This window comes from Herbiconiux daphne, from assembly GCF_024979295.1.
Lineage (GTDB): Bacteria > Actinomycetota > Actinomycetes > Actinomycetales > Microbacteriaceae > Herbiconiux > Herbiconiux daphnes.
The window spans coordinates 1-539 of the sequence record NZ_JANLCJ010000739.1 but is presented as its reverse complement, the minus strand read 5'-3'; the positions used below and the strand labels follow the sequence as shown (position 1 = coordinate 539).

The following is a 539-nucleotide window of genomic DNA, read 5'->3' as shown; positions in this document are numbered from 1 at the left end:
ATCGCCTTCATTTGAGGATCGTTAACATATTTGCTGTAATGTTTTAACATCCGTTTCCGGTACAGGTTGTAGTAACCTGCACGGCGTAGGTTGTCATTGGCATTATCTACATCAAGACTAAAGGCAATGATTGCCTTAATCCTGTTGAGCTTATGCTTGCTTCCCCAAAACTTGTAAGCCTCCGGGCTTTCAATTGGAAAGTTAAGCTTAAAATGATTAGCCATATCACTTACCCGGAATAACAATAGTTGAGCCGTTCCACCGTTCACTTTCAATCTTAGCCTGTAGACCAGCAACAGCCTCTTGCGCTTTCTGTTCCCAATATTGCCCCATATCATTATCACGTAGGAATAGGGATGCATGACGTAGGGAAAGATAAAGCATTACATCAGGGCCTTTCTTAAAGTGAGGTGGGCTATCAGTAATGTTCTGAGCATGTTGAATCAGCTTGTAATAAATCAGTGTGATTACATCACCATCTTTAAGCACTGGCTTAAGGATTAACTGATTCCCAATACGGGTAAAAGCTGGCAAGCATT

Annotated in this window: 2 protein-coding genes; both read right to left on the bottom strand. The window is 41.6% G+C overall.

Features of this window, described 5'->3' with window-relative positions; genetic code table 11:
• Positions 1-224 (bottom strand): hypothetical protein (locus N1032_RS27435; protein WP_259543882.1); only part of this gene is annotated, 224 nt, incomplete at its 3' end.
• A 1-nt stretch (position 225) separates the two neighbouring features.
• Positions 226-539 (bottom strand): phage adaptor protein (locus N1032_RS27430; RefSeq protein WP_259543880.1); only part of this gene is annotated, 314 nt, incomplete at its 5' end.